This window comes from Pirellulales bacterium, assembly GCA_036490175.1.
In the GTDB taxonomy this organism is placed as follows: domain Bacteria; phylum Planctomycetota; class Planctomycetia; order Pirellulales; family JACPPG01; genus JACPPG01.
Genome location: DASXEJ010000193.1, coordinates 1 through 12,860 on the forward strand (window position 1 = coordinate 1; position 12,860 = coordinate 12,860).

Here is a 12,860-nt window from a genome sequence, read left to right on the forward strand (position 1 = left end):
GGTCTACGGCCCCGGCGGCGGGGTTGATTTGACGTCACCCGCCTTTGCCAGCCAATTCGTGAACGGGTTTGCGACGATCTCGCTTATGCAGGTGGAAACCAAAGGCGACGTCAGAATATCCGTCGATTTTCCGTCCGGGCAATACCTGTCATTCGGCCAGGCGACCTACGCACTTCCAGGCGTCGGGGTGCTCAATTTTGCCAGCCCCTCGCTCGTGGGCGCGAACTTCGTGCGCGTGCCGGAACCGAGCTCCTGCGTGCTGGCCGCACTGGGTCTTTGCGGAATGCTGATTGCACATCGCCGTCGCGCGAGGCGACGAACTACCGACGTATCGCAAGTGTGAATGGCATCGTTGTTTGAATTTCTCACGCTGGCTCCGTGGATGCGTTACAACCATGAGTTACTTCAAATGGCAAAACGAGTATTCCTCTCCGCGCTGCTTCTCATGACCTTCGGCATTTCGAGCCGGGGGGCAGAGCTGGTGGTGATGGCGGCCAATACCAATCCCGGGCTCGTTGGGGCCAGGACCTTTACTATCGGCGTGGTAATCACTACGGCGGATTTGCTGCGTCCGGGCGTCGGCGCTCACCCGACCCTGACGATCCACGATTTTGGTTTCCTGGCGGGGAATTCCGCTGGGCCAATTCAAGCTCCTGGCAGCACGAACGTGCCGGATATTCAAACCGCTTGGAATACGTTGGACGCAAACAGCCCTAGCAGCATTACTAACGGCGGTGCGGGGGGACCGAGTTTTCCGGCACCGAGTGGTACCCCCACGAACGAGGTGTACAGAGACAGTTGGTGGTACTCGAGCCCGACGGGTTCGCTGCAAGGTATCAATGGCTTCCTCTCGGACGGGTCGGCTGACACCGTGGGGACCGTGACCACGCATGACTTTGGGCAAGGTGTCTACGCGCAAGGACCCGGTGCCCTGGTCGGGACAACCGGTAATCTGTGGTCGCCCGTGGAGACGGGCGTCACCGACGGCCTGTCGTCCGGCGCCGCCATGGGATTCAGCGGCGTATTTGGTCCCAGTGGCGGCATCGATCTGACTTCGCCGCAAATCACCAGCCAATTCTCACCGGCGGGCACACTCATGATCCCCCTGATGCAAGTGGTCTCCAAAGGGCTTCTCTTTGCGACCAGCAATTACGACCAGGGGCAATACATTTCTATAGGGGGAATGACGCTCAACTTTGCCGGCGGAGACGAAAGCACGAACGCCGACCATCTGACCGGGGTACTGAACTTTCCGAACCCCCTCGGGGCACTCTTTATCGTTCCGGAGCCGGGTACGCAGACATTGGCAACGTTTGGCGTGCTAACTTTGATCTTCGCTTACTGGCGCGGTAAGCGATCGGTGCGGTAACAACTGTGTGGTACCGAGGTGCCACGCCACGTTGCCGGCGATGAGGCCTATTTCTTCGCGTCCGTCAATCTGGTGGCAAAGCGCACGCCGTATCCGTCGGGGTCGGCCACGGTGAAATCGCGCAGGCCGTAGTAACGGTTGCCGATCGGCGCAACGACACGCGCCTTGTTCTCTGCGCACAGCTTCCAGTGGCGATCAACGTCGGGCACCATCACGCGCGTGTTGGCGGCGGGAAAATCGGGCACAGGGGGCAGATTGCTGCGCTGGTCGACGAACAGCAGATGACCCTCCCAGGCTAGCTCGGCAAAATCCCCCTCTTTGCGCACTAGTTCAAACCCCAGGTCGCGGTAGAAGGCGACCGAGCGGTCGAGGTCACGGACGAAAATCTCGGCGACCAGTTGTTCTTTGGCGTCGATATAGGGCATCGGTTTGTCCGTTTCACAGGTGGTGGATGGTGCGGGTTCGTCATCACCAGTTGAGGCAACCAGAGCAAGCGCCTCTTCGTCTCTCGTCTCCTCATTGTCTCTTGAGTCTGCGATTCCACGTGGCGCTGCTTCGCCCTTGGTGGCGGCGGACGTTTTGTTCTCGCTTGTTCCCCAGTCCTGCGGCACGTCGACCGCGAGTTCTTTGACCAGGAAGGCGTAGCCATCGGCCGCTTCTTCGATCAGCTTGGTAGTGGGTGTGCCTGCACCGTGGCCGGCGCTGGTCTCGATGCGAATCAAAATCGGCCGCGGGCCGGCCTGCGCGGCTTGCAATGTCGCCGCGAACTTGAAGCTGTGTCCTGGCACCACGCGATCGTCATGATCGGCCGTGGTGACAAGCGTAGCCGGATAGTGGATGCCAGGCTTGATGTTGTGCAGCGGCGAGTAAGCCGAGAGCGTGGGAAAATCCTCGGCATTGTCGGCCGAACCGTATTCGCTGACCCAGGCCCAGCCAATGGTGAAGCGATGGAACCGCAGCATGTCCATCACGCCCACGCCGGGCAGCGCCGCACCGAACAGATCGGGGCGCTGCGTCAGCGCCGCGCCGACCAGCAGTCCGCCGTTCGACCGGCCGGCAATGGCTAGCTTTTCGCGCGAGGTGTACTTGTTGGCGGTCAACCACTCGGCGGCCGCCAGAAAATCATCGAAGACGTTTTGCTTCTGCGCCTTCATGCCAGCCTCGTGCCAGGCGCGGCCGTACTCGCCGCCGCCACGCAAGTTCGGCTGCGCGTAGATGCCGCCCATTTCGAGCCATACGAACCTGCCCGGCGAGAACGACGGCGTCAAAGAAATGTCGAACCCGCCATAGGCGAACAAGAATGTCGGGTTCGTACCGTCGAGCTTGGTATCCTTCCGACGCGTGATGAACATGGGGACACGCGTGCCGTCGCGGCTGGTGTAGAACACCTGTTCCGTCAGGTAACGGTCGGCCGCGAAATCCACCTTAGGCTGGCGGAAGACGGTACTCTTGCCCGTCGTGACGTCGTAGCGATAGATCGTCGGCGCCGCCAGAAAGCTGGTGAAGGAATAGAACAGCTCCTGGTCTTGCTGCCGCGCGTTGCCCAGGGCCACGGTGCCGATCTCGGCCAAGGGGATTTCACCCTGCGGCTGTCCTGACTTGTCGAACAACCGCACCTGGCTGTGCGCGTCTTGCAGATAGAGCGCGATCAACCGGTCGCCGACCAGGGAGACGGATTGCAGCACGTCTTGCTGCTCAGGAATGATCTCGTTCCAACCTTCGCGTCCTGGCTGTGTGCAATCGGCCGCCACGACCCGCTGCCGCGGCGCGTCGAAATCGGTGCGTAGAAAAAAAGTGTTGCCGTCGTTGCCGAGAAAGGCGTACTGCGCGTCGAAGCCCGTGATCCAAGGCACGACCTGAGCATCGGGCGTCGTCAGATCCAAATAAAACAGCTGATCTTTGATCTCGGACCCGCGCCAGACGCGGATCACGAGCCAGTGGCCATCGTCACTCACGTCACCATTAAAACCCCATTCTTTTTCGTCAGGGCGCTCATAGATCAACTTGTCTTCGGCCTGCGGCGTGCCGAGCCGGTGATAGAACAGCTTTTGAAAATAGTTGACGCCGGTCAGCCTTGTCTGCTCGTCGGGCTCGTCATAGCGACTGTAGAACAATCCCCTGCCGTCGGGAGACCACGAGGCGGTGGCGAACTTGATCCATTGCAAGCGGTCTGGCAGATCGCGTTTGGTCTCGACGTCGCGAATGCGCCACTCTTGCCAATCCGAACCGGCCGTGGCCAGCCCATAGGCGAACAGTCGTCCGTCATCGCTAATAGCCGTACCGGACAGCGCCACGGTGCCATCGGCCGATAGCGTGTTGGGATCGAGCAGCACCTGCGGCTCGGCGTCGAGCGCAGACGCTACATATAGCACGCTCTGGTTTTGCAAGCCGTCGTTGCGGTTATAGAAATAGCGGCCGCCGCGCGCCGCGGGGATGCCGTATTTTTCGTAGTTCCAAAGCTTCGTCAGACGGTCGTGAATCTGGGCCCGTTGGGGGACGGCCTTGAGAAAATCGAACGTCAGCTCGTTCTCGGCCTTGATCCAGGTGCGGGTCGCGGGGCTGTCGGTGTCTTCCAGCCAACGAAAAGGATCAGCCACCTGGCGACCATGATAGTCGTCGACCTGGTCGCCTCGTTCTGCCTTGGGGTAACGGAAAGTCGTGGCGTTAAGGGGCGACGGCGCCCCTGCGTCGGCAGAGCTCGTCGGCTCTGCATCGTCGACCGGGGTGGCAGTTGTTGTGGACGGCGATTTTGCCGCGGGAGTGCGATTGGCAGACTCGCCGCAGCCGGCTAGCAAGACGCACAGCCCGGTCAGAAGCTGCACATGAAAACGCCCGCCGGCCGACGCACGCCTGTAGCGCGGCTCCGTGCGGTCAGCATGCTCACGCCCGCGTGAGCATGGCACCCAGGATGGTTCATCACGATAAAACATCTCTCGCATGAAAGCATCTCCGCAAAGGTCCACGGTAATTGGACAATAGCATAGCACCCACGGGAAGCGGGTTGCGGATCACTGCCGGCTGCTATCCCACCGCGCCATCCTCAGGCCGAGTCGAGCGGGCGCAGATTTGGCGCCAAGCGCGAAATGTGCTCGGCCATGAAACGATTCACCTGATTCGTCGTCTTCAGCCGCAGTGCGCCTGCCAAGATCTCCTCCGCGCCGGGCACAGTCAGATGACGAGTCAGATCCTTGATCAGTGGAATAAAGGCCGGGCTCATGCTGAAGCTGCGCAGCCCCATCCCAATCAACAGCACAAAGGCCCGCGGCTGGCCGGCCATTTCGCCGCAGAGCGTGACGGGCTTGCCCGCCTTGTTGCAGGCCGCGATGACGTTGCTCAACACCTTCAGCACCGGAGGGCTCAAGGGCTGGCACAGATGACTGACCTTGGGATTGTCGCGGTCAGCCGCCATCAGGTATTGCACGAGGTCGTTGGAACCTATCGAAACAAAATCGACAATCTCCAACAGCGACTCGATCGATACGGCGGCCGCCGGCACTTCCAACATCAATCCGATGGGCAGATCGTAGACCGGATCTCCTTCGGCGTGCAGCGCGCGGCGCACGCGATGGACCATGGCGCGGACGCGGCGCATCTCTTCGAGCGTGGTGATCATGGGGAACATGATGCGCACATCCGTCGGCGAGCGGTTTGCCTGCTTGGCGGATCGAGCGATGGCGCGGATCTGCGTAGTGAAAAACTGCGGATGCTCGAACGACAGGCGAATCGAGCGCCAGCCGAGAAACGGATTCGCTTCGCGGTCATGCCCCAAGTAAGGAATCGTCTTGTCACCACCCAGGTCCAGGGTGCGGATCGTCACGCGACTGCGGGGGCTAGCTTCGATGATCGCGCGGTACGCCGTCAGCTGTTCCTCTTCGTCCGGCACGTTGGGATGGGTCAGAAATAAATACTCTGTGCGAAATAGCCCCACGCCAGCCGCCCCCATCGCGCCGGCCGCCCGGGCATCGTCCACACTGTTGATATTGGCAAGCAAGTCGATCGCCGTGCCGTCGGCGGTGACCGCTGGCAGATCGCGATTCTCGGCGAGCACATCCTTCAGCAGCACGAATTCGCGTTGCAGCTTGCGGTAGGCACTTTCGGCCTCGGCATCGGGATTGACGATGACGTGTCCCGTGCTGCCGTCCACGACAAGCGTGTCGCCATTCTTCACACCTCGCAATATTCCCTGTACGCCGCTGACGGCAGGAATGCCGCGACTGCGGGCAAGAATCGCCGCGTGACTGGTCTGACCGCCCGATTGGGTCACAATGCCGGCCACCTCCCGCTTGCCGAGCGCTACGACTTGCGACGGTAGTAGCTCGCTAGCCACCAATATCAGCGGGCCATTGACGTCTTCCGGGTCTTTGGCCAATACCGGGGACAAATGGCCAGAGAGCCGGATGATCACGTCGCGGACATCGACCAACCGCTCGCGCAGGTATTCGTCGTCCATCCGCGTGAACAGCGCGGTGTAGGTGGTCAGAACGAATTCCAGGGCCGCCGGCGCCGCCTCTCGATGGTCGACAATCCGCTCGCGCACTTTGGCCGTGAAGGCCGGATCGTGCAGGATTCCCTCGTGCGCGCGGAACACGCCAGCCTGTTCTGCGCCAACCTGGCTGGCGACTTTCTCGTATAGCGCGCGCAAATCGGCGGCCGTGTGCTCGCGGGCTAGTTCAAAGCGGCGCAGCTCGGCAAAGATCTTGTCTTCCGCGATACGGCGGGTCTTTGGATTGACGAAAATCTCATGAATGCAATAAGCCTTGCCAATGACCACGCCCGGAGAAACGCCGATTCCCTTTCGCATGGAAGAATCGTATCACTCGGGGCGGAGGTGAACAACGATCTCTGGTCGCGAGCCGGGTGTGCCGCTTGTGAAGAGGGCAGGACCGTTGCTATCGATACAACCGGACCTTCTTTACGTGACCGTCCATTGCACAACCGGAAATGCAGCGCCCGCCGTGTCCTGACAGCGGAGCGGCGGATGCGTTCGACATCTTCCCTCCCTTGGCGCCTTGCGACTTCTTAAGACGAACCTCGACAACACCGTTGGCCCAGGTCGACCCGCGAACCAGCCTCCACTATTCGCGAGTCGCTACATATATGACATTTTCATAGGCCGGAGGCTGTGGCCATCACTCTTAACCGCTCACGGTAATCTTGCGCGGTTTCACGGCAGCGACCTTGGGCAGGTGCAACGTCAGCACGCCATTGGCGAATTCCGCCGCAATGCGACTGGCGTCGATTTGCTCGCTCACCCGAAACGTGCGGTAGAACTCTCCCACGCCGAACTCGCGCAATAGGTACCGCACGCCGTTTGCTTGCCGTTCTTGTACCGGCGCGCGGACGCTTAGCTCGCCGTCGTCGAATTGAATATCGACCTCGGAACCGTGCGCGCCCGGCAAATCGGTTACGACGACCAGTTCGTCGGGCATTTCCAGAATATCGACGTGCGGCCGGTAGACCTGGCCGTTGCGGGTCGTTTCCACATCCGACTCGTGCGCTTCTTTCTGCAGAGTGGTTTCGGTTGTCATGATCCTACTCTCCTGGGCGCCATTCGCGCCGCCATAAAATGAATCGTGAAATACTTGTCGCAAATAACAGTTGCCGCGAACGCATCACGGAATGAAAAAGACTCTTAGCCGCCTGTCTTCACCTCGACCTTGCGCGCACGGGCCGACTCGGCCTTCGGGAGCTTGATCAGCAACACGCCATCGCGGAGCGTTGCTTCGACGCGTTCGGCGTCGACATCGTAGGGAAGCCGCAAAGTGCGCGAGAATTCGCCCACTCCGCGCTCGCGCCGATGAAACTGAGCGGTTTCCGGGCTCGCTTCTTGGCGGCGACCGCGAATCGTCAACTCGTCTCCTGAAACAGAAACATCGACGTCTTCTGTTTTCAGGCCTGGCAGTTCGGCCTCGGCAAAGAGTTGTTCGGCCTCTTCCCAAACGTTGACCGCCGGAAATGCACGCACCGCAGCCCAGGCACGGGGCGCCGCGGCCGTCGCCGAACCCAGTAGATCGCCGACCAGGCGATCGACTTCGCCACGAAACTGTGAAAAAGGATGTACGTTGCCATTGCGCCAGCGAACCATGAGACACCTCCTTTGGAATTACATGAGCGACCGCTCTGCACGTTGGCCGAAGCGGCCTGGATTTGAGATCTGTTCCTGCCCCCGAACAATTCATATCGCAAAGTCCGTGCCATCGGAGGCGTTCACGTAGAACGCCACTGCTGCTTGTCCGACAGCGAGTTTTGACCTGTTCCATACACCGCGGGCCAAACAGCACGGCTGCCACTTCGGCAGCCGACGTTCAGATGGCTGGATGAGTGGATGTCATTGTTGCGCCTGATGCCGGTGGACGGTCCGACTCCCGGTCGTGGGAGCGCCGCCCTGAAGTGATGAGACAACCCGACCGAGGCCCCAGAGTGGCTCAATAAACTGAGCGGCTGGCCGGCCCCCGGCAGCACGCATCGCTGTAACGCATTGCGATACAACACTTTGGCCGCGAAACGCGCGGCGACTTTTACGGTTGTTCGCCTTGGCGGTCTCGCTGTATACTACCGAACCCTAATAAACCCCCAAATCCAGTGCGCCGAAGTTTCACTCCGGGCGCGCCAGGCTGGTTATTGCCGTATGCGCTTTACTCTCGTCGATCGGATTGTGGAACTGACGCCCGGTGAACGGATCACCGCGCTCAAGAACCTGTCGATGGCAGAAGAGTACCTGGCCGACCACTTTCCCGGTTTTCCGGTGATGCCAGGCGTGTTGATGCTCGAAGCCATGACTCAGGCCAGCGCCTGGTTGATTCGCGCGAGCGAAGATTTTGCCCACAGCACCGTGGTGCTGAAAGAGGCGCGCAATGTGAAATATGCCAATTTCGTGCAACCTGGTCAGACCCTGACCATAACGGCCGAGATTATCGACCAGGACGAGCGCCAGACGCGACTGAAGGCCGCGGGCACCGTAGACGGAAACGCGACGGTTTCGGCGCGACTCGTGCTGGAACGCTACAACCTGGCCGATGAACGCCCCGATCGCCAGATCGCCGACGATGTCGTAAAGCTGAAAATGCGCGAGCTTTTTTCGTTGTTACATCAGCCACAGGCGTCGGCTGCCTGAAGGCACCGGCACCGCTGAATTGCCACGGGTTTGAGGAGCGGCAACCGTTCGCGGGGACGACGGTTCGTCCGCCACGATCAGACGGAACAAGAGTTTTTGTTTGCATGCGACTTGCCAACCGCACAGCTCTGGTCACCGGCGGAAGCCGTGGAATTGGCCGGGCTTGCGTGCGCGAGCTTGCCGCTGAGGGGGCCAAAGTGGCCTTCGTTTATCACAAGAATCATGACGCCGCGGTGGCCCTGACCGAAGAGTTGGCGGAAAAGGGATTTGACGTGCGCGGGGTGCAGGCCGACGTGGCCGATGCCGAACATGCTCATAAAATCGTCGAGCGGTTGCTCGGCGACTGGTCGCAACTGGACATCTTGGTGAATTCAGCCGGCGTCATTCGCGACGGATTGTTCGCCACAATCGACGCCGAGCAATGGAATCTGGTAATCAACACGAACTTGAACGGCACCTACAACTATTGCCACGCGGTGGTACGGTCGATGATGTCGCAACGACGCGGCAGCATTATCAATATTTCGAGCGTAGCCGCCGAGTTCGGTTCCAAAGGCCAGGTGAACTATGCCGCTAGCAAGGGAGCTATCGACGCGCTCACCCGCACGCTGGCCAAGGAATTGGCCTCGCGGAAAGTGCGCGTCAACGCCGTGGCGCCCGGCATGATCGAAACCGACATGAGCGAAATGGTACGCGGGCTGGCAGGCGACCGTTTGCAGGAAATCATACCCCTGCGACGCGTTGGACAGCCGGAAGAAGTCGCGGGTGTGGTGACATTTCTGGCCAGCGACGCTGCCAGCTATATCACCGGTCAGGTGCTGCGCGTTGATGGGGGACTAAGCCTAGGGAGCTACTGACGGAAATGCGGAACGACGAAGGCAATGCGATGAGCGAAGCAGGCCCGATCCACTACGGGGCCGTCGATTCATCACTCGTCGTCCCGCATTCATCATTCAAGAAAACCATGCGGCGCTGCAACGGCGAGCTGTTCGCCAGGGCAAGTGCGCAACAATCTGTGGGAGACTATGACGATGGCCAATGAAGAGCTGTTCAACAAGATCCGCACGGCGCTAGTCGACGCACTGGGTGTCGACGAAGAAGAGGTCACCCCCGAGGCTACGTTGGTCGGCGATTTGGGTGCCGAGTCGATCGATTTCCTCGATATCGTGTTCCGCCTGGAGAAGGCCTTCGACATCAAGATACCACGCGGCGAGTTGTTTCCTGAGGACATCCTCACTAGCACGGAATACGTGCAGCAAGGGAAGCTCAGCGCCGAAGGGCTCGCCCAGCTCAAGAAGCGGATGCCGTTCGCCAACCTGGACGAGTTCTCGAAGAATCCGGTCGTGAAGAACTTCGTCAATCAATTGACCGTGCAGGATATGGCGCGCTACGTCGAGTCGAAGGTCGCCACCACGGCCTGATCGGCCGAGAGGTGACTGGTGCCGAAGGCCGACAACCACGGCCGGCGGCCCGCAGGGACGAGGGCCTGGTTCGCGCGTTCGTGCGCGGGCGGACGTGACCGTTCGCGCCCTGGAGAACTTCAAAACCGCAACCTGCCGCAGGTAGAGCCGTCGCAATGCGCTGGATCTGGATCGACAAATTCATCGAGTTCGAGAGCGGCAAGCGGGCCCGCGCGATCAAGAATCTGTCGCTGGCAGAAGAGCATCTGCACGACCACTTTCCGGGCGCGCCCATGATGCCCAACTCGTTGATCATCGAGGGGCTGGCGCAGACCGGCGGCCTGTTAGTGGGCGAGGTACATGCCTTCGAGAAGAAGGTCATCCTGGCCAAGATCCCCAAGGCGACGTTCCATTTTCCGGCCGTACCGGGCGACACGCTGGTCTACACGGCCGTCATTGAGGACGTGCGCGACGACGGCGGCGTGGTCTCTTGCACCAGTCACGTCGGGGATCGTCTGCAAGGCGAAGCCGAGCTGTTCTTCGCACACCTGGCCGAAGATGGACGCGGCCGGACACTGTTCGAGCCCAAGAATTTCGTGTTTACTTTGAAACTATTGGGGGTGTTCGACGTGGGAGCCGGCCCTGATGGGCGTCCCATCGCCGAGCCGCCGGGCTTGGCGCGCTTGCGTGCCAGCAATGGTGTCGGCGGACTGTCCAGTCTGGAATAAGACCCCCAGTGTGACGTGCTCGCCATAAGATGGCGTCCCCCAAAGTAGCTGTCGTGCGCCGCCGATGGACAAACCGGCGGGAGGAGCCGAAGAATCTTACGGGGAACCGGCTCGAAATATCGCTTCGACAGGAGGCAATCGATGAGACGCAGAGTCGTGGTCACGGGCATCGGATGTGTCACGCCGCTGGGGACCGACATCGATACCCTGTGGCAGAATCTACGCAACGGCGCTTCCGGCATCGGGCCAACAACGCTATTCGACGCCCGCAATTTCCCCACACAAATTTCGGCCGAGGTCCGCAACTGGGACGTGTCGGCCGTCGGCGAGGACCCGGAACGCTGGAAATACCAGGGTCGGCACACGCACTTTGCGGTCGGCGCGGCCAAGCAAGCGGTCACGGCGTCGGGCGTGCTCGATTCGTCGCTGGATCCCACGCGCTTCGGCATTTATCTCGGCAGCGGCGAAGGGCAGCAAGACTTCAACCGCTTTACACAGATGATGATGAGCGCCATCGAAGGAGACTCGCTCGACATCGCCAAGTTCACCGAGTCGGGGCTGGAGATTCTCAATCCACTCAGCGAGCTGGAACAAGAGCCCAACATGCCGGCCGGGCATTTGGCCAGCATGTTCGACGCGCAGGGACCAAACCTGAATTGCCTCACGGCCTGCGCGGCCAGCAGCCAGGCCATTGGCGAAGCGGTCGAGATTATTCGTCGTGGCGAGGCCGACGTCATGCTGTCGGGCGGAACACACAGCATGATCCACCCGTTCGGCGTCACTGGCTTCAACCTGCTGACGGCACTGAGCACGCACAATGACGAGCCGACCAGGGCCTCGCGCCCGTTCGACAGAAACCGTGACGGATTCGTGTTGGGGGAAGGAGCCGGCATGGTCGTGCTGGAAGAGTTGGAACATGCGCAGCGCCGCGGCGCGCCGATCTTCGGCGAGGTCGTGGGCTACGGATCAACGGCCGATGCCTATCGCATCACGGACACGCATCCCGAAGGCCGCGGCGCCGCCAAGTGCCTGCGGATGGCGCTGGACGACGCGCAGCTGAACCTCGACGACATCGATTACATCAACGCCCACGGCACGAGCACCGAGGTCAATGACAAGGTCGAGACATTGGCCATCAAGCGCGTCTTTGGCGACCAGGCCTACAAGATTCCGGTGTCGAGCACCAAGAGCATGATGGGGCACCTGATCGCCGCGGCGGGAGCCACGGAATTCATCATCTGCCTGTTGGCAATCCGCGACAACGTGCTGCCGCCGACGATCAATTACGAGACGCCCGATCCCGAATGCGACCTGGATTACATCGCCAACGCGGCGCGCGACATCGGTTGCGATTCGGCCGCTTCGAACAGCTTCGGCTTCGGCGGACAGAACATCACGCTAATCGCGTCACGGTTCGCCGGGTAAGTTGCCGGGTGCCCGCGGCTGCGTAGTGGCGCAGCACGACGCGTCGTGCCCACACACCACCTCGCAAATGATTCTGGCAAGCGCCGCAAAGGGCTGCGCTGAGCGGCAGCTTCATAAAACAGACAAAGGGGGTGTTCTACCTCGTCAGGCAGAACATCCCCCGTCTGTGCACCCCTGCATTTTTTGTCTGGCCTTGCCGCTTAAGGGCCGATGCCCCGCGGATTGCTCGCTAGGTAATCGCGAGGGCCACGTGTGGTGTAATAGGGATAGGTGACGCCGCCGGTGGGCGGGCCGGCAAACTCCGAGCCGTCCATCGGTCCGCTACCCGCATTGCGGGCACAACCCGGTGAGCAATCGCCTGGCCCACATCCACCGCCCGGACCGCAGCTACCTTGTCCGCAGCCGCCGGGTCCGCAGCCCGAATTGTAGGACGGAGCGCCGCCGCCTGGGTAAGGGCCGCACTTGCCGCAGCAGGCGGCGCAACCGCCGTGACCGAATAGTCGGTCAAATAGGCAGCAGCCGGAGCTGGAGCCAATTAATGCCGCCAGGCTGACGGCCAACAGTAACCGCTTCATGGGCCATGTTTCCTTTTCGCACGAACTGCGCCGCAAGCCCCCGGTCGGCCGGCACGTGCAGTCCTCGAAAGCGTTCCTCAGCAGCGCGGCAGCGCGATGTTTCGCTACGACGTGCTTCCCCCCGGGAAAATGCTCTGACTCCGCCAATCCTGGAAAAGTGCGCGGGCGCTTGGCGAGCGTGGCGCTCGCGGGCGGCCCGTTTCCAGGACCACCTACAGAGGACTATCGGACGGCAAGAGCGGCAAAATC

13 protein-coding genes are annotated in these 12,860 nt (G+C 61.0%); 8 read left to right on the forward strand and 5 right to left on the reverse strand.

Going from position 1 to position 12,860, the window contains the following annotated elements; translation table 11 throughout:
* Positions 1-343: PEP-CTERM sorting domain-containing protein (locus VGG64_13865; GenBank protein ID HEY1600690.1), on the forward strand; the 343-nt coding region annotated here is incomplete at its 5' end.
* A gap of 66 nt (positions 344-409) precedes the next feature.
* A complete protein-coding gene (locus tag VGG64_13870) occupies positions 410-1,369 on the forward strand; it encodes a hypothetical protein (GenBank protein HEY1600691.1) in 960 nt (319 codons plus the stop codon).
* A 47-nt stretch (positions 1,370-1,416) separates the two neighbouring features.
* Here the strand turns inward: VGG64_13870 and VGG64_13875 are convergent, their stop codons facing one another.
* The 4 genes from VGG64_13875 to VGG64_13890 all read right to left on the reverse strand — a co-directional run bounded on the left by VGG64_13875 (position 1,417) and on the right by VGG64_13890 (position 7,454).
* Positions 1,417-4,308, reverse strand: coding sequence for a prolyl oligopeptidase family serine peptidase (locus tag VGG64_13875; GenBank protein HEY1600692.1), 2,892 nt, complete (start codon positions 4,306-4,308; stop codon positions 1,417-1,419).
* A gap of 101 nt (positions 4,309-4,409) precedes the next feature.
* Entirely contained in the window at positions 4,410-6,170 is a 1,761-nt protein-coding gene (gene ptsP / locus VGG64_13880; protein ID HEY1600693.1) for a phosphoenolpyruvate--protein phosphotransferase, read from the reverse strand.
* Between the two features lie 334 nt (positions 6,171-6,504).
* Positions 6,505-6,897 carry an Hsp20/alpha crystallin family protein gene (locus VGG64_13885; GenBank protein ID HEY1600694.1) on the reverse strand — a complete coding sequence of 131 codons (393 nt, stop codon included), beginning with the start codon at positions 6,895-6,897 and terminating at the stop codon, positions 6,505-6,507.
* Between the two features lie 104 nt (positions 6,898-7,001).
* Positions 7,002-7,454 carry an Hsp20/alpha crystallin family protein gene (locus VGG64_13890; GenBank protein HEY1600695.1) on the reverse strand — a complete coding sequence of 151 codons (453 nt, stop codon included), beginning with the start codon at positions 7,452-7,454 and terminating at the stop codon, positions 7,002-7,004.
* 543 nt (positions 7,455-7,997) lie between these two features.
* Between VGG64_13890 and VGG64_13895 the strand changes: the two genes are divergently transcribed.
* From VGG64_13895 to fabF, 6 genes are all read left to right on the forward strand, one after another.
* On the forward strand, positions 7,998-8,483 hold the full coding sequence (locus VGG64_13895) for a 3-hydroxyacyl-ACP dehydratase FabZ family protein (GenBank protein ID HEY1600696.1): 486 nt from the start codon (positions 7,998-8,000) through the stop codon (positions 8,481-8,483).
* Between the two features lie 104 nt (positions 8,484-8,587).
* On the forward strand, positions 8,588-9,340 hold the full coding sequence (locus VGG64_13900) for an SDR family NAD(P)-dependent oxidoreductase (protein ID HEY1600697.1): 753 nt from the start codon (positions 8,588-8,590) through the stop codon (positions 9,338-9,340).
* A gap of 29 nt (positions 9,341-9,369) precedes the next feature.
* Positions 9,370-9,525, forward strand: a complete 156-nt coding sequence (locus VGG64_13905) for a hypothetical protein (GenBank protein ID HEY1600698.1) — start codon at positions 9,370-9,372, stop codon at positions 9,523-9,525.
* Positions 9,515-9,904 (forward strand): acyl carrier protein, encoded by a 390-nt coding sequence (locus VGG64_13910; GenBank protein ID HEY1600699.1) that lies wholly within the window; start codon positions 9,515-9,517, stop codon positions 9,902-9,904. The genes VGG64_13905 and VGG64_13910 overlap by 11 nt, the downstream gene beginning before the upstream one ends.
* A gap of 155 nt (positions 9,905-10,059) precedes the next feature.
* Entirely contained in the window at positions 10,060-10,611 is a 552-nt protein-coding gene (locus VGG64_13915) for a 3-hydroxyacyl-ACP dehydratase FabZ family protein (GenBank protein ID HEY1600700.1), read from the forward strand.
* A gap of 141 nt (positions 10,612-10,752) precedes the next feature.
* Complete coding sequence (fabF, locus tag VGG64_13920) at positions 10,753-12,036, forward strand: beta-ketoacyl-ACP synthase II (GenBank protein ID HEY1600701.1); 1,284 nt, start codon at positions 10,753-10,755, stop codon at positions 12,034-12,036.
* A gap of 200 nt (positions 12,037-12,236) precedes the next feature.
* On the opposite strand, the gene VGG64_13925 is transcribed toward fabF, so the two are convergent.
* On the reverse strand, positions 12,237-12,611 hold the full coding sequence (locus tag VGG64_13925; GenBank protein HEY1600702.1) for a hypothetical protein: 375 nt from the start codon (positions 12,609-12,611) through the stop codon (positions 12,237-12,239).
* Positions 12,612-12,860 lie beyond the last annotated feature (249 nt).